Raw genomic sequence first — 22,450 nt, 5'->3', positions numbered from 1 at the left:
CGAGCGGCTCGCATTCGCCGCACGCGACAGCGCCGGGCCGGAGCCGCTCGGAGGGAGCGATTCCGGCCCGGCGCTGCGGCGGACCGTATTCGGGTGAGCCCTAAGGCATTCGGTCAGGCCGTCGGGGCGAAGGCCTCGGCCAGGATCTCCGCCTGCTCGACCGCGTGCACCTTGGACGAACCCGAGGACGGGGCCGACATCGCGCGACGCGAGATCCGGCGCAGCTTGGTGAACCGGTCCGGCAGGATCTCCGGCAGGTTCAGCCCGAAGAACGGCCAGGCGCCCTGGTTGGCCGGCTCCTCCTGCACCCACGCGATATCGGTCGCGTTGGGGTAGGTCGAGAGCTTGTCGTTGAGCCGGTAGGACGGAATCGGGTACAGCTGCTCGATGCGCACGATGGCGACGTCGTCGCGCCCCTTCTTGGCCTTCTCCGCGACCAGCTCGTGATAGAGCTTGCCGCTGGTCAGCAGGATCCGCTTGACCTTGCTGCGATCACCGTCGCCGCTCTCGTAGGTGGGCTCCTCGAGCACCGAGCGGAACTTGTTGTCGGTGAAGTCCTCGACGTTGGAAACCACGGCCTTGTTGCGCAGCATCGACTTCGGGGTGAAGACGATCAGCGGGCGGCGGATGCCGTCCAGCGCGTGCCGGCGTAGGAGGTGGAAGTAGTTCGACGGGGTGGACGGAACCGCCACCGTCATCGAACCTTCGGCGCACAGCTGCAGGAACCGCTCGATACGACCGGAGGTGTGGTCCGGGCCCTGACCCTCGTGACCGTGCGGCAGCAGCAGCACGACCTCGGACAGCTGGCCCCACTTGGCCTCACCGGAGGAGATGAACTCGTCGATGATCGACTGCGCGCCGTTGACGAAGTCGCCGAACTGCGCCTCCCACAGCACCAGTGCGTCCGGATTGCCCAGCGAGTAGCCGTACTCGAAGCCGACCGCGGCGTACTCCGACAGCGCGGAGTCGTGCACCGCGAACCAGCCCGGGTTCGCACTGCCGATGTTGTGCAGCGGGGTGTACTCCGCACCGGTCTTGCGGTCTATGACCACCGAGTGCCGCTGGGTGAAGGTGCCGCGGCGGGAGTCCTGACCGGTCAGGCGCACCGCGCGACCCTCGTCGATCAGTGTGCCGAAGGCCAGCAACTCGGCGAACGCCCAGTCGACCTTGCCCTCGTAGGCCATCTCACGACGACGCTCCAGCACCGGCTTGACGCGCGGGTGCACGTTGAAGCCCTCGGGAACGTTGAGGAACGCGTCGCCGATGCGCTGCAGCACGGTCTTGTCCACCGCCGTGACGACGGTGCCCGGGACCTGCTCCTCCTCGACCGATTCGCTCGGCTCCGGCGGATACTTCTCCAGTTCCCGCACCTCGTTGAAGACCCGCTCGAGCTGGCCCTGGAAGTCGCGCAGTGCGTCCTCGGCCTCCTTCATCGAGATGTCGCCACGACCGATCAGCGCTTCGGTGTAGGACTTGCGGACGCTGCGCTTGGTGTCGATGACGTCGTACATGTACGGCTGGGTCATCGACGGGTCGTCGCCCTCGTTGTGGCCGCGACGGCGGTAGCAGATCAGGTCGATGACCACGTCCTTGTGGAACTTCTCCCGGAAGTCGGTCGCCAGGCGGGAGACCCAGGTGCACGCCTCGGGATCGTCGCCGTTGACGTGGAAGATCGGCGCGCCGATCGACTTGGCGATATCGGTGGAGTACTCGGTGGAACGGCTGTTCTCCGGCGCGGTGGTGAAACCGATCTGGTTGTTCACCACGATGTGCACCGTGCCGCCGACGCGGTAACCGCGCAGGCCCGACATGTTCAGCGTCTCCGCGACCACGCCCTGACCGGCGAAGGCGGCGTCACCGTGCAGCATCAGCGGCACGACCGAGAAGGTGCGCGCCTCCTCGCCCCTGGTGACCAGATCCTCCTTGGTGAGCAGGTCCTGCTTGGCGCGGACCAGACCCTCGAGCACCGGGTCGACGGCCTCGAGGTGCGACGGGTTGGCCGTCAGCGAGACCTCGATGTCGTTGTCGCCGAACATCTGGATGTAGGTGCCGTGCGCGCCGAGGTGGTACTTCACATCGCCCGAGCCGTGCGTGGCGGCCGGGTTCATATTGCCCTCGAACTCGGTGAAGATCTGCGAGTACGGCTTGCCGACGATATTGGCCAGCACGTTCAGGCGGCCGCGGTGCGGCATACCGATGACGACTTCGTCCAGGCCGTGCTCGGCGCACTGGTCGATGACCGCGTCCATCATCGGGATGGTGGACTCCGCGCCCTCGAGCGAGAACCGCTTCTGGCCGACGTACTTGGTCTGCAGGAAGGTCTCGAAGGCCTCGGCCGCGTTCAGACGGGACAGGATGTACTTCTGCTGGGCGACGGTCGGCTTCTCGTGCTTCTGCTCGACCCGGTCCTGAATCCATTGCAGCTGTTCGGTTTCCAGGATGTGGGTGTACTCCACGCCGACGTGGCGGCAGTACGCGTCACGCAGCACCGACAGCACATCGCGCAGCTTCATGCGCTCCTGGCCGTGGAAGCCCGCGACGTTGAATTCGCGGTCCAGATCCCACAGGGTCAGCCCGTGCTGGGTGACGTCCAGGTCGGGGTGGCTACGGAACTTGTCCTTGACCAGCCGCAGCGGATCGGTGTCGGCCATCAGGTGGCCGCGCGCACGGTAGGCGGAGATCAGCTCCTGGACGCGCACGCTCTTGTCGACACCGCGCTCTTTGATGTCCTTGCGCCAGCGGATCGGCTCGTAGGGCACACCCATGCCGTGGAAGATCTCGTCGAAGAACTCGTCGGAGATCAGCAGGTTGTGCACGGTGCGCAGGAAGTCGCCGGACTCCGCGCCCTGGATTATGCGGTGATCGTAGGTCGAGGTCAGGGTCATCAGCTTGCCGATACCCATCTCGGCGAGCTGCTGATCGCTCATGCCCTGGAATTCGGCCGGGTACTCCATCGCGCCCGCACCGATGATCGCGCCCTGGCCCGGCATCAGCCGCGGTACCGAGTGCACGGTGCCGATGGTGCCCGGGTTGGTCAGCGAGATGGTGACGCCGGTGAAGTCGTCGGTGGTCAGCTTGCCGTCGCGGGCGCGGCGCACGATGTCCTCGTACGCGTTGTGGAACTGCGCGAAGTTCATCGTCTCGCAGTTCTTGATGGCCGCGACGACGAGGGTGCGTGCGCCGTTCTTGCCCGGAAGGTCGATGGCCAGGCCCAGGTTGGTGTGCGCGGGGGTGACCGAATTGGGCTTCCCGTCGACCTCGGCGAAGTGCCGGTTCATGTTCGGGAACGCCTTGACGCCCTGCACGATCGCGTAACCCAGCAGGTGGGTGAAGGAGATCTTGCCGCCGCGGGTACGGGCCAGATGGTTGTTGATGACCAGGCGGTTGTCGACCATCAGCTTGGCGGGGATGGCGCGCACGCTGGTCGCGGTCGGGATGGTCAGCGAGGCCGACATGTTCTTGACGATCGCGGCGGCGGGACCGCGCAGCACCTGCGAGGCGTCGGCCGATTCGGCGGACTTGGGTGCGCCCGCGGCGGCGGCGTTGGAGGCCGGGGCCGGGGTGGTCTGCGGGGTGCGCGCCTGCGGCGGGGCGGCTGCGGCGGAGGTTGCGACGGCGACCTTCGGGGCGACCGGGTTCGGCGCTGCCGCGGGGGCGGCGGCCGGGGAGGGTGCGACCTCGGGGGCCGGGTTCGCAGCGGGAGCGGGCGCGGGGGCCGCGGCTGTGGTCGCGGTGGCGGCGGCAGTCGGGGTGCCGGCGTTGCTGGCACCGTTGTCGGACGGACTCTCCGGCGTGTAGTCGGCGAGGAACTCGTGCCAGCTCTCATCGACCGACGACGGATCTTGCTTGTACTTCTGGTACATCTCGTCGACGAGCCACTGGTTCTGTCCGAACTGGGATGTTGAGCTGCTCACAGCAGGTGTTCGCCTCATTTCGTTCTTCGCGCTGCGACGTTTGTGACGTGCTGGCACGGGTACCGGCTAATGCGCGCCGATGCGCCCTTTCTGAGGATAGGCCCAGCCCTGAACCGAGGCTTCATGGCGGTGCCCACCGGTCGCTGCCTGATTACCCAAGCTGCCTCCTTCGGGCCCGTCCCGACCTCCGCACCCCGCTGGCGCGAATCCACGCTGCCAGGAAATCTGCCGGACGTACCGACCTCATAGTTGACGACCCGTCCTATGTCGAGAATATTCCCTCACCAGCCCCTGCCGCTTCCCATAGTCGGCTGTAGATGCCGTTCGCCGCGACGAGTTCGGCATGGGTGCCGATCTCCGTGATCCGGCCGTCGGCCACGACGGCGATCCGGTCGGCCCGCGCCGCGGTGGCGAGCCGATGCGCGACGATCACCGCGGTTCGTCCCTCGGTCATCGCGGCGCTGGCGGCCAGGACCTTCTCTTCGCTGACCGGGTCCAGTACGGCGGTCGCCTCGTCCAGGAGCAGCAGATCCGGGTCGACCAGTTCGGCGCGGGCCAGCGCGATCAACTGCCGTTGCCCGGCCGACAGTCCGCGCCCGCCCTCACCGACCGGCTGCCGCATGCCGCGTGGCATGGACGCGATCATGTCCAGTGCGCCGACGGTTTCCGCGGCCCGCTCGATCTGCGCGGTTGTCGCGAATGGTCTGCCGAAGGCGATATTGGCGGCGATGTCACCGGTGAACAGGTGCGCCTCCTGGGGGACCACGCCAAGGCGGGCGCGGAAGTCCGCCAGGCGGTAGTCGCGCACGTCCGCGCCGTCGACCAGGATCGCGCCCGTGGGGCCGGATTGTGCGACGCCGTTGCCGCCCTCGTGGGTCGGCCCGGGTATCGCGGCCTGCTCGGGCGGCAGGTCGTAGAGGCGGGCGAGGAGTTTGACGATGGTGGACTTGCCCGCGCCGGTCTCGCCGACCAGTGCCAGGCTCGAACCGGCCGGGATGTGCAGGCGCAAGCCGTCCAGGGCGGTGGCGGCTGCCCCCGGATATCGGAAGCGCACCGTGTCGAATACCACATCAGCGGCTCTGCCTGTGCCTGCCGGGACCGGATCGGCCGGATCGGGTGCGATGGACGACGGTGTGTGCAAGAGCGTTTCGATGCGGCGTAGCCCCACTCGGGCCTGCTGGTAGCCGTCGAACACCTGGGACAGCTGCACGATCGGGTTGATCAGCAGGCTCAGGTACAGCACGAAGGCGACCAGCGTTCCGGGAGTGGTCACGCCGTGCGCGATATCACGGGCGCCGACGAAGACCACCGCGGCCTGGGCCAGGTCGGCCCAGGCGACGATGAAGCCGAAATACACCGCGATCGCCTTCTGCGCTCGCATCCGAGTCTTGCGGTAGGCGTCGGAGTAGTCGGTGAATCGCACCGCGGCGTGTGGCTCGGAGCGGTACGCCTGGGTGGTGCGCAATCCGGCGATGTTCTCCTGGAAATCCGCGTTCACCGTGGCCACTCGCTCGCGGGAGGCCGAATACGCCGAGGCGGAGATCTTCCGGAACACCAGCGTCGCGATGGCAAGCGGCGGCAGCGCCGCGAAGATCACCAGCGCGAGTCCGGCATCGCAGATCACCAGCGCCACCATGACTCCGGCGACGGTGGCGATGCCGATCAGCGCGGTGCCGAGCCCGGTCTGCAGGAAGGTCGACATCGCGTCTATGTCGGTGGTCATCCTGGTCATGATCCGGCCGGACAGTTCGCGTTCGTAGAAGTCGAGCCCGAGTCGCTGCAGATGCGCATAGCTGCGGATGCGCAGTCCGTAGAGGATCCGCTCGCCGCCGCGGGCGGAGAGCATCGTGCCCACGGCCTCGTCCAGCCAGCTCAGCAGGGCGAGAACCAGCGCACCCAGCGCCGCGGCCACCAGTGCGGCACCGCTGTGCGCGGCCACCCCGTGGTCCAGCGCGTAGCGGGTCAGCATCGGGAAGGCGACGCCGATGGCGCCATCCAGGGCCAGCAGCGTCACCACGGCCGCCAACAGCCACCGCACGGGCCGCAACAGTCCCAGCAACCGGAAATTCGGGTCGGGACGTTCGTGTTCACCCGGGTCGATGCTCGGCGGCTCATCGGCCGCGGGCAACCGCGCGAGCGACTCCCGCAGCTCCGGCGGCACATCGACAGCGGCGACGCCGGTCTCTTGCGACCAGCCCACCGCGGATTCGCCGGCCCGCGCAGGTTGCCCCGGCTGATCTGCGGTGTATTCGGTTGGCGCCGGCAGCTTTCGCGGTTGGCTCACGTCGGAGTCGTTGCGTGGCGGGAGCTGTCGTGCGGTGCCCGGGAATGCGTCGGCCGAGTGCGCGGTCGGGTCGGTGCTTGCTCCGGAAGCTGTTGCAGCAGTGGCTATCTCGTCCGGATTCGACCAGAGGTCCGGGATCTCGTGGCGGGCCGGTGCCGGTAGGCGGATGACGCGGTCTGCGTGGGCGAGGGTGGATTCGCGGTGGGCCAGGATGACGGTGGTGCGGCCGGTGTCGTCGGCGAGGCCGTCGAAGATGGCCGCCTCGGTGACGGCGTCGACGGCTGAGGTCGCGTCGTCGAGGACCAGGATGCGCGGGTCGGCCAGCAGGGCGCGGGCCAGGGCCAGACGCTGACGTTGACCACCGGACAGGGTCAGGCCTCGCTCGCCGACGACGGTGTCGTAGCCCTCGGGCAGGGCTGTGATGAACTCGTGCGCCGCGGCCCGTTCGGCGGCGCGCCGGATCTCCTCGGCGGTCGCCCTGGGACGTCCGAGTCCGATATTGGCCGCGACGGTGTCGGAGTACAGGAACGGTTCGTCGAAGACGACGCCGATCGCCGCGCGCAGGTCGGCGGCTCGCAGATGCTCCACATCGGCCCCGCCGTTCGTGCCGTGCAGGACGATATGTCCGCCATCGGGGTGATAGAAGCGCGGCAGCAGCATGGCCAGGGTGGATTTTCCCGAACCGGCGGGCCCGATGATCGCGACGGTCTCGCCTGGACGCACCGTCAGGTCGAAATCGTGCAGCACCGGGCGGTCGGGCTCGAATCCGAAAGTGAGGGAATCGATCTCGATCCCCAGCGGTCCTTCGGGCAGTGGCCGCGGCTCGGGCTCGTCGACGGTGTCGGGCGCGTCGTCGATCACGGCGAAGACCCGTTCGGCGGCGGCGCGGGTGAGCTGCGCCATCACGACGACGCTGGCCACCACCCGGGTGCTGCCCGCGAGCATGGTGACGTAGGCGGCGAAGGCCAGGAAGGTGCCGATGCCGATCGAGCCGCGCAGGGCGAGCATGCCGCCGAGCGCGATCACCGCGACCATGCCGATCTGCGGGATCGCCGCCACGGTGGGTGCGAACCGGGAGTCGATGCGCGCTGCGCGCATCCGCTCGCCGAACAACCGGCGCGCATGCCCCTCGAGCACGCCCACCATCCGGGCCTCCTGCCCGAACCCCTTGACCACCCGCACACCGGTGACCGTCTCCTCGACGTGCTGCGCCAGATCGGCCGCGCGCTGCTGGGCCGACCAGGTGGCCGCGTGCAGGCGCGGGCGGGTGCGATACACCACGAGCATGAGTGCCGGCACGGTCAACAGCGAGACCAGCGCCAACGGTGGCGACAGCACGATCATCACGATCGCGGCCAGCACGGCGAGCAGCAATTGCATCGCCGACATCGGCGCCATCGCCAGGAACCCCTGCACTAGTTGCAGATCCGAGATCGACCGGGACACCACCTGGCCGGTGCTCAGCCCGTCCTGACCGCGCCCGTCATAGCGGTGCAGCGCTGTCAGCAGCGATACCCGCACCTCGTGCTGCACGTCCAGCGCCATCCGCCCGGCCAGCCACCGCCGCCCGACCGAGGTGCCGAACCGCACGATCGCCAACGCCACCAGAACCGCCGTGACGCCGGTGATGGCCCGCATATCGCCGACCCGGGCGCTGTCCAGCGCCTGTTTGGCCGCCACCGGCACCGCCGCCTCGGCCACCGCGCCCAACGCCAATATGAGAATTACCGCGAACAGCAACCGCGGCCGCGCCCAACACGCCGCCCACAACCGGCGTAACCACCCGATCTCACCGTTCCGCACCGCACCCGCCCCCATTTCTACCGAGCTCCTCATCGGCCTCCGACATTACCGACCGGAACCGACAACCCCTCCCGCCCGCGAATCCTTCCCCGGTGAAGCCTGTGTGCGGACTACATGTCGCGCTCGCGCAGCTTCCACCAGGACAGCGCGCCGCCGGCGGCGGTCCAGATGATCAGCACGACGGCGGAGACGGCGCCGGGAGACAGGAACGAGCTGTGCGAGAAGGAGCCGACGGCGGCCGTGCCGATGGTGGCCGAGTCGGGGAGCAGAACCGCGATGCCGGGGATCCCGATACCGCGGACGATCAGCCACAGCAGCGGTTCGGCGACCAGGCACCAGCCGAGCATCGCGGTCACGGCGAGTCCCGTGGAGCGCAGCAGCAGCCCCAGACTCGCGCCGATCACTCCCCAGCAGACGGCCGCGAGCAGACCGCCCAGCAGAACTCCGGTCAGGCGCAGGCCGAACTGGACCTCCGAGTGCCCCAGTATCGCCAGCCCGATGCCCGCGCCGATTTCGGCGGCGAGTCCGAGCGCCAGCGAATACAACGCCGCCACACCGAGTTTCGCGCCGAACCGCAGATCGCGGTCGGGGACGAACAGCGCCGTCAGCGGCATGCTCTCGTAACGGTATTCCGCACCGGTCGCCGACGCGCCGCTCACCGCCGCGGCAACGACCGCCACCAGGACGGCCAGATACAGCCCGACCGTGACGGTTCCGGTGGCGATCTGCCCGCCGTCCTGCGGTGCGCTACCGGTTCCCGCGCTCACCAGGCCGGTGACCAGGCCGATCGCCGCGCAGAACGCCGGGAGCAGCCACCCCGAACGCTGGGTGGTCACCCGGCGGATCTCCGAGTACGCGGCCCGGCGCACGGGGAGCGGAATCTGCGACAGGGACGGCAGTTTCGGCAGCGTGGGCATGGTCAGGTTCATTGCGGCATCCCGTACGGTGTCGGCGCGGTCCTGGTCAGAGCGGTCAGCACCCGGTCCGGATGTACGGGCTCGGGGATCATCTCGGTCAGGCGCACTCGGGCGCGACCGGCGGCGGCCTCGATCTCGGCGCGTCCGGCCTCGGCGATCGCCAGCCGCCCGTCCGAACGCATGACCGCATCGGTGAAGCCGTCCGCGGCCAGCATCGTGGCCAGCGCGATCGGGCTCGAAGCCGCGACCACGAGGCGGTCGGGATGGCTGCGCCGCAGCGAGCGCGGACTGCCTTGATACACCACCGAACCGGCGCTGAGCACGACCAGATTGTCCGCGACCGCCAGCACGGCGGACAGACTCTGCGAGGTCAGCAGCGTGGTGCCGCCGCGGCGGGCGTGCCCCCGCAGGCGGTCGAGCAGCCAGGCCCGTTCGGGGCCGTCGAGTCCGGTGAGCGGATCGTCGAGGATCAACAGCGGCGGATCGCCCAGCAGCGCGATCGCCAACGCCAGCCGCGTGGTCATATTCGGCGGCAGTTTCTGTATCTTGCTTCCGGCTACCGAATCCAGGCGGGTCAGGGCAAGAATTCCGTCCACCTCGGCGTCGGGGACGCCCGCGGCCGCGGCGTAGACGAGCAGCTGCCCGCGCACGGTCCGCCCCGGCTGCAGCCCGTGCGGCTGCAACATCGCGCCCACCGGCCGGTTCCCGCGCACGCCGGAGCCGGGGCCGCCGACCGACGCGGTTCCGGACGAGGGCTTCAGCTGACCCAGTAGAACCTGCGTGACCAGCGACTTCCCGGCCCCGGACGGTCCGACCAGGGCCGCGGTCGTCCCGGCGGGCACCGAGAAACTCACCTCGCGCAAGACCGTGACGCCGTCGAATTTCACAGTCAGCCCGGTGACGCCGAGGGCAAGCGGTCGTGCCGCGTTCATCGTTCGCTCCTACGGGCCGTGGTGGTCGGTCGGGGCGGAAGGGTCACTGCTGCTCCTCCCGGTCCGGGGAGGGCAGGGGATCCGCGTCGATCACCACCGGAGTGTGCCAGACCAGCGGTGCCGGGCCGAATGCCCGGTGCGCGTTGGCGATCGTCTGTTTACCCAGCGCCCGGTTGCCGAATCCGCCGATGGCCGCGCCGATTCCGGCGGGCAGCACTTTGCCGAACATCAGCGGACTGCGCTTGGCCAGGAAACGCAGGATGAAGCGTCGCATGAGCGTGTCGTTGAGACTGCGGATTCCGGGAATCCGCTCGGTCAGCAAGGTGGCCCAGTTCTGCGCCGAGCGGCCGATGTTCTTCTCCACGATCTCCATCCCGCTCTCGCCGAGCACGACCGCCAGCACCAGTGCGCGGCGGCGTTCGGCGTCTTCGGGCGCGATACCGTGCACGGCCGCGACCGCGAGGGTGTAGACCGCGGAGGCCTCCAGGAAGAACGTGGTCTCCGCGCTGACGGCCGCGAGCGCGGCGAGCGTGCCGACCGCCGGTACCGCGGCGGTCGCGCCGACGGCGGTGCCGCTGCCGGTGACGGTGGTGAGAAACAGCGTCTCGATCCGCCCGATGATCTGTGCCGGGGACTCGGTGGGATGTGCGCGCCGGAAGCGGTCCACGTACTTGGCGACCGCGGGAGCCTGCAGCTGCGCGCCGTTGTCGAGCATGGACCGGATCGCCTTCTCCACCCCGGCCTTGAATATCGGCATATCACCCCTCTCGTTCGCGCCGAGTCTAGTGTGGCCGATCCCGGCGCCGCCGTTCCGTGAAACCGGTTCGCCGGGATTGTGCCGGTAGATCGGCACTTCCCGAAATTGTCGGTGGTCCGGCCTACCGTGGAGGCGTAAGTGAGCTCACGGAACTGTTCAGGGGGTGGACGCGTGACTGCGATATCCGTGGTGGAGCCGACCGAGGGTGGAACCGGCCGCACCGGATTGGGGCGGAATGCGAGCGTGGGCGAACTCGTGGACGAGTTGCTGGCCCGGCAGCGAGCGGTGGGCAGTGCGTTCGAACCGGATGGTGCAGGCGTCTCCGAGGGGGCTCGGGCCGCACCCGATCCGCGGTTGCGGCCTTATCTGGGGGATTACGCCGGTTATCGGCTGCGCGGTTTTCCACCCGGAGTGCATATCGGGATGCCGTCCACGGCGCTGACGGTGATCGTGACGATCGATGAGCCGATCGAGCTGCCCGTCAGCTGTCACCCCGCTCAGCCCGGCGGCCGGTGGGACGCGCTGGCCAGTGGGCTCACCGTGCGACCGTGCCTGATCGGGCACCACGGATATCAGCACGGCGTCCAGCTCGCGTTGACGCCACTGGGCGCGCGGGTGTTGTTCGGCGTGCCGACCGCCGATCTGGGGTCCTGGCTGGTCGACCTGACCGACCTGCTGGGGCCGCGGGCCGCGGAGCTGCGGGAACGCATGGCGGCCACCGCCGACTGGTCCCGCCGGTTCGCGATTCTGGACCAGGTCCTACTGGACCTGATGCGCGAGGCCACGATCGAACCGGAGCTGCGGCGGGCGTGGCAGTTGCTGACCGGATCGGCCGGGCGCGCCCGCGTGGCCGCGGTGGCCGAGGAGATCGGTTGGAGCAGAAGACATCTGGGCTCTCGATTCGCCGCGGAGTTCGGGATCACTCCCAAGGACGCCGCGCGGCTGGCGCGTTTCGAGTCCTCGCACAGACTGCTGCGTACGGTGGCCACCGAAGCCACCGAGCCCGGCACGGGCGCATCCCTCGCCGAGGTGGCCGCCGCGACCGGGTACTACGACCAGGCGCACATGGCCCGCGAATGGCGGGAGTTGGCCGGGCTGCCGCCCTCGCGGTGGCTGGAGTGCGAGGTGTTCCCATTCGTCCAAGGCCCGGTACCCGAACTGTTGGAAGGGTGATGAGCATGACAGATACAACCAGTGAAATCAGCACCCGCATCGCGACCCCGCTGTGGCCGTGCTTCGCCTATCGCGATGCTCCCGCGGCGATCGAGTTCCTGTGCCGCGCATTCGGTTTCGTCGAACGCGCCCGCTACGGCGAGGGTGATGTCATCCAGCACGCCGAACTCGGCTGGCCCGGTGGCGGCGGCATCATGCTCGGTTCGATCCGCGAGGACTCGGTGCACAGCGCGATGCCGACCGGCAGCGGGTCCGTGTACGTCGTCGTCGACAATCCCGACGAGCTGTTCGCCCGTGCCGAGGCCGCCGGAGCCACGATCATCCGCGGCCTGCGCGACGAGGATTACGGTTCCCGCGGTTTCACTTGCAGTGATCCCGAGGGCGTGATGTGGAGTTTCGGTACCTATGCCGGAGCCCCGGAAGGCGAGTGATCATTCGGCGTGGTGAACCAGGCCGTCCGCATCGATGTCGACCTGGTTGCCGGTGTGGAACCAGCTTCCGGTGAAACGGGATTCGGTGGTCTGCGGGTCGTTCCAGTAGCGCGGCGAGACATTCGGCCCGCGGCAGAGCAGCTCGCCGTGGCCGGATTCGGCCCGCGGACCCCACAGGGCCAATTCCGTTCCGCCGAAAGGAAGTCCGAGCAGATCGCGGCAGTGCGGTTCGCCGCTGTCGGCCAATGCCAATCCGATTCCGCTGGTCTCGGTGGCGCCCCAGACCGACCACTGGCGCGCCAGCGGGAACACCTCGCGTAGCGCGTCGGCCACGACCGCGCGGGTGCCGGGGTCGGTGGCGGCCAGTTCGGCGCGATGTCCGGCGCTGCACACCTGCCGCACCCCGTCGGCATGTAGTCCGGCCAGGTCGGGCAGGAGTCCGGCGAAGATGCGCGGCGTCGCGCAAACCGTGTCGATGCGTTCGGCCACAATGGTTTCCGCGATGAGCGCCGGATCCGGGGACAGGACGAGGGTGCCGCCGACCGCGAAGGTCGGCAGCATCTGATCCACACATCCGCTGGCATGGGCGAGGGGGAGCAGGACGAGATTGCGCATCCCGTCGGTGGGCAGATCGAGCGCGCCCACCATGGAACGAACCGCCGAGAGCAGATTCTCGTTGGTCAGTTCCACACCTTTGGGATAGCCGTGTGCGGGCGAATCGTCCGGGCAGAGCGCGCCGCTGGTGTAGCACAGCACCGCCAGCTCGCTCAGGGACGCGCCGTCGTCGATGAAGGCCGCGCCGTCGGGCAGATCCGCGTAGTGCGCCTCGGCCCCGCCGCCGTCCAGCACGAAATCCGCGGAGCTGTCCGAGAGCAGTTGGGCGGCAAGCGCATCGGGCAGCGAGTCGGGTACCAGCACCGGTACCGCGCCGGACAACAGCGCCCCCAGAAAGGCCTGCACCCAGCGCGCGCCGACGGGCATGCGCACCGCGACCCGGTCGCCGTAGCCGATGCCGTGCTCCTGGAGCCCGCCGGCGATCCTGGCGGCGCTGTGCCACAGCTGCCGGTAGGTCAGGCGGATCTCGCGTCCGCTCGCACCGCCGATCTCCACCACGGCCTCGCGGTTGGAGAATGCGTGTACCTGCACGTCGAGCAGTTCGGTGAGAGCCGGGTTGAGGTTGCCGTATCGCAGAACGCCATCGGCTCCGCGGGCAAGAGGGTTGGTACACCACGGATTTCGTGTTTGTGGATATTCGACGAGCTGTGGCATACATCCCTCCGAGTGCCTCGTATCCGGCAGGCACCTGTGACTATATGACTCAGCTCACAATCGTGGGTTGATTGTGGGCAAACGTGTCTCCGCTGTCACCGTCCGGAGTAGCTCGCCTTGCCCGGTCCGACGTCCAGGAAGCTGCGCACCGCACCGCGCAGATCCTCGGTCGCGAACAGTTCGCCCGAGACCCGCGGAGTACCCGAATCCGCGTGCGCGACGCCGCCGGACCGCCAGGCTTCGATGATCTGCTTGGTCGCCGCGTGCGCGCGGGTCGGGCCGTCGGCCAGCCTGGCGGCCAGGGCGCGGGCGGCGGTGTCCACGTCCTCGTGCACCGCGTTGACCACGCCCCAGTCGGCCATGGTGGCCGCGTCGTACAGATCGCCGGTCATGACGAATTCGCGGGCACGGCCCGAACCGGCGCGTTCGGCCAGTCGCTGCGGGCCGCCCATCGACGGTGTCAGCCCGACGACCGTCTCGACCAGTCCGAATTTCGCCTTCGGCGCGGCGAGAATGATGTCGCAGGCCAGCGCGATCTCGAAGGCGGCGGTGAGGGTCAGCCCGTGCGCGGCGAACACAACGGGGCACGGCAGCGCCTCGATCGGATGGATGATGCGGCTGAACAGGTTCTCCCACAGCTCGGTGCCCTGTTCGACCGACAGCCCCTCGAAGACGTGCACGTCCACGCCCCCGGAGACGACCTTGCCCTCCGCGCGCAGCAGCACCGCGCGCGGCGGCGCGGCGGTCAGCTCGGCCACATTCGCGGCCAGGGAGTCCAGTAGGGCCTGGTCGAATAGGTTCAGCGGCGGATGGTCGATGGTGATGGTCGCCAGCTGAGCCCCGGCGTCCGTATCGGTGCGGTTCAGGCGGGTGGGTTCGGGGAGCTCACTCATGGGCCGAATCTAGCCATCCGAGGCCGCGAAGAGGACAGCGACCCGGTCCGATCTGCCAGACTCGGAGATATGAGCGGCACTTCGAAGACGGCCGGTTATGTCGAGCCCGGCGAATACGAACGGGACACCAACTACATCACCACCCGCATCACGGCCGACGGCCGCGACGGGTATCCGGTCGAGCCGGGGCGCTATCGGCTGGTTGCGGCGCGGGCGTGCCCGTGGGCGAATCGGACGTTGATCGCGCGGCGGCTGCTCGGCCTCGAGGATGTGCTTTCCCTGGGGTTGTGCGGTCCCACGCACGACCAGCGCAGCTGGACCTTCGACCTGGATCCCGGCGGCGTCGATCCGGTGCTGGGCATTCACTTCCTGCGCGATGCGTATCTGGCCCGTTTCCCGGACTATCCGCGCGGTATCACCGTCCCCGCGGTGGTGGACGTACCGACCGGGCAGGTCGTCACCAACGACTACGCGCAGATCACCCTCGATTTCTCCACCGAGTGGGCGCGGTATCACCGCCCGGGTGCGCCGCAGCTTTATCCCGAACCGCTGCGCGCCGAGATCGACGAGGTGAACCGGCGCGTCTACACCGAGGTCAACAACGGTGTCTACCGCTGCGGATTCGCCGGTGACCAGGGCGCTTACGATGCGGCCTACGATCGGCTGTTCACCGCTCTGGACTGGCTCTCCGAGCGGCTGTCCGACCGGCGTTACCTGGTCGGGGAGACGATCACCGAGGCGGATGTGCGGTTGTTCACCACACTGGCCCGCTTCGACGCGGTCTATCACGGCCATTTCAAATGCAATCGGACCAAGCTGGCCGAGATGCCGGTGCTGTGGGCGTACGCGCGCGATCTGTTCCAGACTCCGGGCTTCGGCGACACCATCGACTTCACCCAGATCAAACAGCACTACTACATGGTCCACACCGACATCAATCCCACCCGGCTCGTGCCCAAGGGCCCCGAACTGTCCGGCTGGCTGACCCCGCACGGCCGCGAAACCCTACCGGGCACTCCCTTCGGCGAGGGCGCTCCGCCGCCCCCGCCCCGCCCAGCCGAACAGGTCCCCGACCAGTTCGCAGGTTGAGCCGCTCGGTCGGCCCGGCATGCGGTTACCTGCTCGGATCACGAGTCCGATCCGCGGCCGACCGAACCCGGTGACCGCGAGCGGAGTCGTACGCTCGCGCGCGCTGGTGGCCGCGCAGTGTTCTCGGGTTCGGATCACAGTGCGAGCCGTCCGGTCCCCGCGCTCGCAGCTGGGTTGTCGGCGGTGCGGATTTACCCGGTATCGGATAGCGGGCCCGGGTCATCCGGTGGGCCGGCACCCGGGCGTCGGGTCCGGCGTGCGCCGGACTCACTCGAGCAGGCGATCCCGCAGCCGGGCACGCAGATCCTCGGTGAGGCCGATGGCGGTGAAGTAGCCGTTCAGATCCGTGTGCAGGTCGTGCATCGAATCCGTTCCGGCGGCGAGGTATTCGGGCCGGACGCCGAGCACCTCGGGCGGCAGGCGGAGGCGGCCGCCGGAATTGCGTTCGACGTCGGCGGCCAGGGCCTCGGCTGCGTGATTGCTGAGCAGGAACTCTGCCAGGATGTCGGCCTCGGACACGCCGATCGCGCGCAGCAGGGTCGCGATCGCCCAGCCCGTGCGGTCCTTGCCCGCGGCACAGTGCACCAGCACCGCGCCGTCGCCGCGCAGGATCGATTCGGCGATGGCCAGCAGGGCCGCATGCGCCTCGGACATGCCGGGGAACGATCGGTAGACCGCGAGCATCTCGGCGAGCCCGTCGCGCTCCGCGGCCGCCTCGTGCGGCGGCTGTCCGCCGATGGCCGAGTCGAACGGGGTCAGCCGCAGGCGCACGTCCGCGGGCAGGGCATCCGCGCCCAGGTGATCGATCTCCCGCGGTCCGCGCAGATCGTGCACGGTGCGTACGCCGAGCTCGCGCAGCGTTTCCTGGCCTCGTGCGTCGATCCGGCACAGATGCGCCGAGCGCAACAGCACTCCGCTGCGCAGGTTGCGTCCGCGCGAGGTGTGTAGCTGCCCCACGTCGCGGTAGTTGAAGGTGCCGGAGATCAGAAAGTGGTCTGCACGCACGGTGTTCATCTATCAAGGCTACGGTCGCGCTGGTTTCCCCCGGGTGTCGTTGGTCGATCGAACCGGCGAATCTCCGGCGGCATGTGGGATCCGCCACAGGGATTCGGTGACGATTCCGTGGTTCACTGGAACTTCGGCCCGATCACCGAGCCGTCTCATATTTCGGCGGGGATGATGGGACGGATGTCTGTTGGATCGCAGCGTGGTTCCAAGGGGGTAACAAAACATTCCTTCAGTCCGTAAACCCGCACTGAACTCGGTCACCATTCCTGGAAACCTTCTATATTGAGGATTGTTGAACGGGTCGACCGGGCGCATGTTCGGTCCGATCAGCGAGGATCTGCAACCCGTTGAGCGGCCCGCGCAGGCGAGGTGCGTGTTCAGTTTGCCCAAAGGGAGTCTTCGTTGAGCGCTAGTGGAGAGATGACCGAGCTCCGGCCGAGGCCGGCGCTCGCCGACGCGGTGGAACAGGCATATGCCGAGCTCGATTTTTCGGGTACGCGTGCGTTGCGGGTGCTGTTACATGCCGGGGTGAGCGTGCTGTGGCCCGCGATCAGGGACACGCCGAACCGTCAGGTGCGCATCTACGAGGCGACCATCAGGGCATTGCGCCGCAGGTGGGACGGGCAGGGCGAATGCGCGGCCGATCAGTCGGCGATCGCGCTGTTCCGGCATCAGGAAGCGGAGGTCACGGCGTTTCTGCGGCTGTGCGCGGAGCGGTCCGGGACCGAGTGGCTCGAGCCGGTGGAGGCGATCGCCGCCTATGCGGTCGCGGTCGTGCAGGGTACGGTGCTGCGCTGGCTGGCCGACTGCGATGACGAGACGACGCTCGTGGTGCTCGACGATCTGGTCTCGAGTCTGTCGACCAAGGCCGTCGACAAGTAGTCCCGCGGCGAGGGCCCGGCGTGTGGGCCGCCGCGAAACTGGACGTATGACCAACTTCATGGTTCAGTGGAGGGTGTGACAGACGTGTCGTCCATCGCCGGCCTGCACGCGGCCACCGCCGACCTGGATCCGCCGCTGGCCGCCCTGGATCTGGCGGCGCTTCGCGCCAACGCCGCGGATCTGGTCCGCCGAGCCGCGGGTCTGCCGATCCGCGTGGCGAGTAAGTCGGTGCGCTGCCGCGCGGTCCTCGAGGAGGTACTCGGCTCCGGTCTGACCGCGTCCGGCGGATTCGCCGGGATCATGGGCTACTCACTGCCCGAGGCGATCTGGCTGGTCCGCCAGGGCGCCCGGGACGTTCTGCTGGGTTATCCGAGCGTGCATCGCGCCGCGCTGGCCGAACTGGGCGAGGACGAGGTCCTGCGCGAATCGGTCACGCTCATGGTCGACGACACCGCACAACTCGACCTGATAAAGACCGCCGTCGGCGCCGATCGGGTGCGCCCGCGCATCTGCCTGGACGCGGACGCCTCGCTGCGGATCGGCCCGCTGCATCTGGGAGTGCGCCGCTCGCCGATCCGCACCCCCGACCAGGCCGCCCGGCTCGCCCGCGCCGCACTCGATCGCGGTTTCGAGGTCGTGGGGGTGATGACCTACGAGGCGCAGATCGCGGGTCTGCCCGATACCAATCCCGCGGTGCGGCTGGTGAAACAGCTCTCGGCAGCGGAGATCGCCACGCGCCGGGTGCAGGTGCTGGACGCGGTCCGATCGGTGGTCGGTGAATTGCGGATCGTGAACAGCGGCGGCAGCGGTTCGATCGAGGTGAGCGTCTCCTCGCCCGGGGTCACCGAGGTCACCTCCGGTTCGGGGCTGTACGTGCCGACGCTGTTCGACGGATATCGCAGTTTCACTCCGCGTCCCGCCCTGTACTTCGCCGAGCCCGTCCTGCGCCGTCCCGCGCGCGATATCGCCACGGTGTTCTCCGGCGGATATATCGCCTCCGGACCGGCCGGTAAATCCCGTGTGCCGAAACCGGTGTGGCCCAGAGGTTTACGTCTGATCGGCACCGAGGGCGCGGGCGAGGTGCAGACCCCGCTCACCGGAGCGGGTGACCTGGCGATCGGCGACCGTGTCTGGTTCCGCCATGCCAAGGCGGGCGAGTTGTTCGAACGTTTCGACAGCGTGCAGATCGTCGCACCCGACGGCACCCGCACCACGGTCCCCACCTATCGCGGTGAGGGGAAGAACTTCGGCTGACGCCGGACCGGGACGGATTCCGTTACGGCTCGGCCAGTTCCAGGAATGCGGCCAAATCGGTGAGCTGCTCGGTGGTGTCGGGGAGGTACTCGGTGAGCAGGGCCGAGTGGACGATGACGGCGGTCCACATGGCTCGGGATACCGCCGTGGTGATCCAGTGCCGGGACAGCAGCGTATGGATCCCGTGGGGCGCGTCGGCGGGGGAGGAGGTGGTCATGGAGACCAGCACCACCGCGGCCTCCCGCCCGGCCAGGCGTTCGGGGGTCCCGACCAGGACGTCCTCGATGCGGGCCCGGGACAGCAGCGTGCGGATGCGCGCGACCTGGGCGTGATACGGGGTGACGACCAGGATGTCGTGCGGATGCAGGCGGCGGGTCACCGCGCCCTGATGCCAGGGCAGACCCAGCAGATTCCGCACCCGCCGGACGATCTCGCGGGCCTCCTCGGCGGATTCGGTGCTGTTGCCGTGATGTTCGATCGGCTTGGTCCGCACGCCCGGCGGGACGCCTTCGAGATCGCGTGCGAGAGTGACGGTTTCGCTCGAGCGGAGTCGTCCGGCGTAACGCAGCCGGGAGACCGGCCCGCACAGCTGCGGATGCATACGCCAGGTGCGATCCAGGAAGTAGCCGAATTCGATTGGCAGCGTGGGTAATTCGCCGAGCAGGCGGCCCAGTGTCGAATCGTGCACCGGCTCGGGGTGAATACCGTGTCCGGGCAGCGGGGCCGGATCGCCGAACAGCAGCAGATTGTGCGCGCTGCCCGCGACCGAGATCGCGTCGGCGAGCGAGAAATGCCCGGCGTCGGCGATCAGCAGCAGATCCAGCGCGCCCGGCGGCACCTGCGCGGCGTCGGCGAAATCGCCCGGCAGACCGCCGATCACGCAGCCGTTGACGGCATTGTCCAGGAAACGCGGGTAGCGGCCCGGCTCGATGGTCAGCCATTCCGGGGCTACCGCGTGGGTGTCGGATTTGGCGACCAGTTCCGGCAGCACCCCGACTCGCACGAGCGCGTCGAGAACCTGCTCGACCGCCCAGTGTGACCGGGCGACCACCCCGACACGCCACTTGTACCGGGTGACCAGCCGTTCCACCACGCGGGCGGCGGTGTCGGTCTTGCCGGTCCCCGACGGACCCTGTACCGCGACATAGGAATCGTCCAGGTCCAGCACCGCCGCGGTCACGGCCGCGGCGTGATCACCGAACACCTCGGGCAGCGCCGCCCCCGAACGCAGCCGCGGCGGACGCCGCAGCAGCAGGTCGAACGCGGCCGTCGCGGGCACCTCCGGCAGGCTCACCAGCAACTCGTGCGCCGCGGATTCGAGTGCGTCCGCGATGTTCTCGTCCTGGCCGGGCGGACCCGGCACGATCGCGACGGGCAGTTCGTCATAGGGTTCGCAGCCCTGCGGAAGCAACTCCTCGACGCGTACGGCGTCGTCGAAATTGACGTCCAGCGCGCAACCCAGGATGGTGGCGTGCCCGGTCGCGCGTCGGCCGGGTCTGCTGGTCATACCGGGTACCGGCCGGTCGTAGACGGTGAGCACCGGCGTCCCGGGACGTGGTGCGCCGCCGGTGCCCAGACGTCCGGTCAGCGTGAGATAGCGGCGCATCGGCGACTCGCCGGTGCTGTGCCACTTGGTGTCCACGGTGCCCCAGTCCGCGATGAGCACACCCGGGGCGTCCTCCCATTCGGCGATCGGCCGTCGCAGGCGATCCTCGTGCGCCCAGTGCAACGGCTGCCGCTCGCGCCGGTGATAGGCAAGGGTCGCGGCCGTCAGCGCCGCGGCCCGCTGTGCGGCGCTGCGGGATTCGTCGAAGTCGAAGGCGAATTCGCGCAGCGCGGCCTCTACCGCGGGCAGCGGTTCGGTCTCCGGGCGCGGGGTCTCCGGGGCGGGGCGGACATCGTGTTCGGCGGCCAGGTCGCGCAGCCACTCTCGCAGCCGCAGGGTGTGTGCGCACTCCGATTCCAGGTCCTCGCAAGGGATTTCGGTCCTCGTGTCGAACAGTCCGGCCAGATCGGACAGGCGATAGGAACGTTGCCCGATGATCAGCGCGGACCGCAGGATCGGGTACAGGTCCACCAGGGATCCGAGCAGATCGTCGATGATCTGCTCATCCGCGCCGTACCGGACGCACAGTCGCGCCAGCAGCTGCCGAACCGGCGAACGATAGTGGTAGATCCGCATGCCGGGGTGGTGCTCCTGGCGATCCAGGAGATATTCCAGGAGGTCGGGCGTTTCGTCTGCGGCGTCGAAACCCTCGTCGGCCGAATCGGTTCCGGCGATGGCGAAGGCGTGGAACAGCATCACCGGGTCCTCGCCGGCCTCGGCGTGATGCGCCGGGGCCACGCCGACGCCGACCGCCGTGGCGGGCGTGTCCGTCACGGCGAGGAAGACGTCCCCGGGCGAGGGCAGCGGCAGCGCACCCAGCGCGCCCGCATCGGTCACCGTATAGACCGCCGCCCCCGTGCGCTCGTGCTGCAACTGCACCTCGGCCTGCCGGGACAGCGCCGAAAAGGTATGTGCCGCAACGCCGGTGACCGCGGAGTCGGCGGCCGCGAGGCGATCGACGGTGGTGATACCGGCATCGCGCAGCTGCGCCCGCACCCCCGGGCGCATACCGGCCACCAGCAGCAGATCGCGACCGGCCACCAGCTCCGCGGTGCAGATCGGGCAGTGTCCGCAGGCCAGATAGCGGCGATCGCCCCACTGCACCGGCAGCAGTTCGTTCTGTTTCGCGGCCAGAATCGTGGTCAGGCGCTCGCGCCGGGCCCGGTACACCGCGCTCGCCGTCGCCAGGTCGTGGATCAGCTCCGAGCCGTCGGGCAGCCGCAGCCGCAGCCGCGGATCCACCCGGAATCCGCGCTGCCGCATCATGTGTGCGCAACCCGCCAGTTCGATCAACGCGCCGATCGGCGACCCCGAACCAGCCACACCGTGAATCGAGTACTTCGGAGCCTGCTCGGCCATCGCGCCGTGCGTCGAACTCTCCGGCAGTCGGTCGGGCGTCGCGTGGTGTGCGGAGTGCTCCGGAGTCCGGTCCTCGGCCGCAGCGTGTATCGAGTGCCGCGAGGCTCGGTCGGTCGTCGTGGCATGCGTCGAATGCTCGGACCGTTGGTCGTGTGTCACGCCCTGTATCCAATGGCCCGATGAATGGTTGGCTGCCGCACGGTGTATCGAGTGCGGCGCCATCAGGTCGGTTGTCGCGCCGTGTGGCGGGCCCTTGGCGGCGGGTGCGGAATTCGGATCCATGCTCGGTGAGAATTGCCCGGCCTGCCCGGAGGAGAACATGTTCGTGTGCGGGGGAAGCCGCTCGGCTGGTCCGGACGTGCTCGCGTGCGGGGAAAGCTGCCCGGCCGGTCCGGTGGCCATGTTCGCGCCCAGGGTGTCGCCGTCGACTATGGCGTCGCTGTCGTCGAATGCCGGGGTGGATTCGGTAGGGCGGGGCTCGTCGGGTTCGGCGCGGACCAGCAGGGCGCAACCGGTGGTGAAGTCGCCGTCGAAGAATCGTGCGCCGGCGATCACCGGCTCCCCGGCGCGCAGGGCGGCGAAGGTCCGGCGATCGGCGCGATCCAGGGCGGCGACGATCGCGGCGGGATCGTCGCCGTCGGGCGGATCGATGCGGACCGCCGCGTCGGCGAGATGGGCCGGGAGGGTGTCGAGTTCGGCGTCCACGTCATCCGCGCTGGTCGTGGACAGGGAATCGGGTGCGGACCCGGTACCCGCGACCGGCGGCACCAGGCCCAGTTCGGCATCGAGCGCGCGCAGCAGCGCGAACTCGCAGCGCGCCGCCTCCACCAGGTCACCGGTGCTGCACACGACACGATCACCGAACAGAATCAATCGTGG

At 69.0% G+C, this 22,450-nt stretch carries 14 protein-coding genes; 5 read left to right on the top strand and 9 right to left on the bottom strand.

The window, feature by feature from the left end; translation table 11 throughout:
* Positions 1 to 113: 113 nt before the first annotated feature.
* From NM2_RS11935 to NM2_RS11915, 5 genes are all read right to left on the bottom strand, one after another.
* On the bottom strand, positions 114 to 3,932 hold the full coding sequence (locus NM2_RS11935) for a multifunctional oxoglutarate decarboxylase/oxoglutarate dehydrogenase thiamine pyrophosphate-binding subunit/dihydrolipoyllysine-residue succinyltransferase subunit (RefSeq protein ID WP_084530813.1): 3,819 nt from the start codon (positions 3,930 to 3,932) through the stop codon (positions 114 to 116).
* Between the two features lie 244 nt (positions 3,933 to 4,176).
* On the bottom strand, positions 4,177 to 8,034 hold the full coding sequence (locus NM2_RS11930; protein ID WP_245717968.1) for an ABC transporter ATP-binding protein: 3,858 nt from the start codon (positions 8,032 to 8,034) through the stop codon (positions 4,177 to 4,179).
* A gap of 77 nt (positions 8,035 to 8,111) precedes the next feature.
* Positions 8,112 to 8,930 carry a hypothetical protein gene (locus NM2_RS11925; protein WP_084530811.1) on the bottom strand — a complete coding sequence of 273 codons (819 nt, stop codon included), beginning with the start codon at positions 8,928 to 8,930 and terminating at the stop codon, positions 8,112 to 8,114.
* Positions 8,927 to 9,850 carry an ATP-binding cassette domain-containing protein gene (locus NM2_RS11920; RefSeq protein WP_067667625.1) on the bottom strand — a complete coding sequence of 308 codons (924 nt, stop codon included), beginning with the start codon at positions 9,848 to 9,850 and terminating at the stop codon, positions 8,927 to 8,929. Before NM2_RS11920 ends, NM2_RS11925 begins: the two co-directional genes overlap by 4 nt.
* 43 nt (positions 9,851 to 9,893) lie before the next feature.
* On the bottom strand, positions 9,894 to 10,607 hold the full coding sequence (locus NM2_RS11915; RefSeq protein WP_067667844.1) for a hypothetical protein: 714 nt from the start codon (positions 10,605 to 10,607) through the stop codon (positions 9,894 to 9,896).
* Between the two features lie 285 nt (positions 10,608 to 10,892).
* On the opposite strand from NM2_RS11915, the gene NM2_RS11910 reads away from it, so the two are divergent.
* Together NM2_RS11910 and NM2_RS11905 are read left to right on the top strand one after the other, a co-directional pair.
* Entirely contained in the window at positions 10,893 to 11,780 is an 888-nt protein-coding gene (locus tag NM2_RS11910) for an AraC family transcriptional regulator (RefSeq protein ID WP_067667841.1), read from the top strand.
* Positions 11,781 to 11,785: 5 nt separating this feature from the next.
* Positions 11,786 to 12,211 (top strand): VOC family protein, encoded by a 426-nt coding sequence (locus NM2_RS11905; protein ID WP_067667838.1) that lies wholly within the window; start codon positions 11,786 to 11,788, stop codon positions 12,209 to 12,211.
* On the opposite strand, the gene NM2_RS11900 is transcribed toward NM2_RS11905, so the two are convergent.
* Together NM2_RS11900 and NM2_RS11895 are read right to left on the bottom strand one after the other, a co-directional pair.
* Positions 12,212 to 13,480, bottom strand: a complete 1,269-nt coding sequence (locus NM2_RS11900; RefSeq protein ID WP_067667623.1) for a class I adenylate-forming enzyme family protein — start codon at positions 13,478 to 13,480, stop codon at positions 12,212 to 12,214.
* A gap of 95 nt (positions 13,481 to 13,575) precedes the next feature.
* Positions 13,576 to 14,373 carry an enoyl-CoA hydratase/isomerase family protein gene (locus NM2_RS11895; RefSeq protein ID WP_067667621.1) on the bottom strand — a complete coding sequence of 266 codons (798 nt, stop codon included), beginning with the start codon at positions 14,371 to 14,373 and terminating at the stop codon, positions 13,576 to 13,578.
* A 69-nt stretch (positions 14,374 to 14,442) separates the two neighbouring features.
* Here NM2_RS11895 and NM2_RS11890 point away from each other — a divergent pair, with 69 nt between their 5' ends.
* Positions 14,443 to 15,462 carry a glutathione S-transferase family protein gene (locus NM2_RS11890; protein ID WP_067667619.1) on the top strand — a complete coding sequence of 340 codons (1,020 nt, stop codon included), beginning with the start codon at positions 14,443 to 14,445 and terminating at the stop codon, positions 15,460 to 15,462.
* 267 nt (positions 15,463 to 15,729) lie between these two features.
* Here NM2_RS11890 and NM2_RS11885 read toward each other — a convergent pair whose 3' ends face one another.
* Positions 15,730 to 16,476, bottom strand: a complete 747-nt coding sequence (locus NM2_RS11885; RefSeq protein WP_067667617.1) for a tyrosine-protein phosphatase — start codon at positions 16,474 to 16,476, stop codon at positions 15,730 to 15,732.
* 414 nt (positions 16,477 to 16,890) lie between these two features.
* Here NM2_RS11885 and NM2_RS11880 point away from each other — a divergent pair, with 414 nt between their 5' ends.
* Both NM2_RS11880 and NM2_RS11875 read left to right on the top strand, forming a co-directional pair.
* Complete coding sequence (locus NM2_RS11880) at positions 16,891 to 17,352, top strand: TetR family transcriptional regulator (protein ID WP_067667611.1); 462 nt, start codon at positions 16,891 to 16,893, stop codon at positions 17,350 to 17,352.
* Between the two features lie 84 nt (positions 17,353 to 17,436).
* Positions 17,437 to 18,606 carry an alanine racemase gene (locus NM2_RS11875; protein WP_067667609.1) on the top strand — a complete coding sequence of 390 codons (1,170 nt, stop codon included), beginning with the start codon at positions 17,437 to 17,439 and terminating at the stop codon, positions 18,604 to 18,606.
* Positions 18,607 to 18,628: 22 nt separating this feature from the next.
* Here NM2_RS11875 and NM2_RS11870 read toward each other — a convergent pair whose 3' ends face one another.
* Positions 18,629 to 22,444 carry a bifunctional RecB family nuclease/DEAD/DEAH box helicase gene (locus tag NM2_RS11870; RefSeq protein ID WP_067667607.1) on the bottom strand — a complete coding sequence of 1,272 codons (3,816 nt, stop codon included), beginning with the start codon at positions 22,442 to 22,444 and terminating at the stop codon, positions 18,629 to 18,631.
* Positions 22,445 to 22,450 lie beyond the last annotated feature (6 nt).

The sequence above is a fragment of the Nocardia miyunensis NBRC 108239 genome, assembly GCF_001613065.1.
Classification (GTDB): Bacteria; Actinomycetota; Actinomycetes; order Mycobacteriales; family Mycobacteriaceae; genus Nocardia; species Nocardia miyunensis.
Note: the sequence above shows the minus strand (reverse complement) of the source record. Positions and strands in the feature narration are given on the sequence as shown.